The organism is Pseudoalteromonas lipolytica (genome assembly GCF_001306915.1).
Taxonomy (GTDB): domain Bacteria; phylum Pseudomonadota; class Gammaproteobacteria; order Enterobacterales; family Alteromonadaceae; genus Pseudoalteromonas; species Pseudoalteromonas simplex.
In genome coordinates this window covers 1-566 of record NZ_LJTC01000057.1, presented here as the reverse complement: position 1 = coordinate 566, position 566 = coordinate 1, and the positions used below count along the sequence as shown (strand labels likewise).

At 65.0% G+C, this 566-nt stretch carries 1 protein-coding gene; it reads left to right on the top strand.

Annotation, left to right across the window (positions count from 1 at the left end; genetic code table 11):
* On the top strand, nt 1–566 hold a 566-nt coding region (locus AOG27_RS21430; protein WP_268795072.1), incomplete at both ends, for a helicase-related protein.

The following is a 566-nucleotide window of genomic DNA, read 5'->3' as shown; positions in this document are numbered from 1 at the left end:
TCATTCACGACATCAAGAAGATCCTGCGGGTACTGCCCGAGAAGCGCCAGAACCTGCTGTTCTCGGCGACCTTCTCCAACGAGATCCAGGCGCTGGCGAACAAGCTGCTCGACGATCCCGAGATGATCGAGGTCGCCCGCCGCAACACCACCGCCGAGCTCGTCGACCAGGCGATCTATCGCGTCGACCGCGAGAAGAAGCGCGAGCTGCTGGCCCACCTGATCACCGAGCACGACTGGCATCAGGTACTGGTCTTCACGCGTACCAAGCACGGCGCAAACCGCCTGGCCGAACAGCTCTCCAAGCAGGAGATTCCGGCCATGGCGATCCATGGCAACAAGAGCCAGTCCGCGCGCACCAAGGCGCTGGCCGCCTTCAAGACCGGTGACCTGCAGGTGCTGGTGGCCACCGATATCGCCGCCCGCGGCCTGGATATCGAGGAGCTGCCCCATGTGGTCAACTTCGAGCTGCCCAACGTCGCCGAGGACTATGTGCACCGCATCGGCCGCACCGGCCGCGCCGGCAGCGAAGGCCAGGCGGTCTCGCTGGTCTGCGTCGACGAGCAC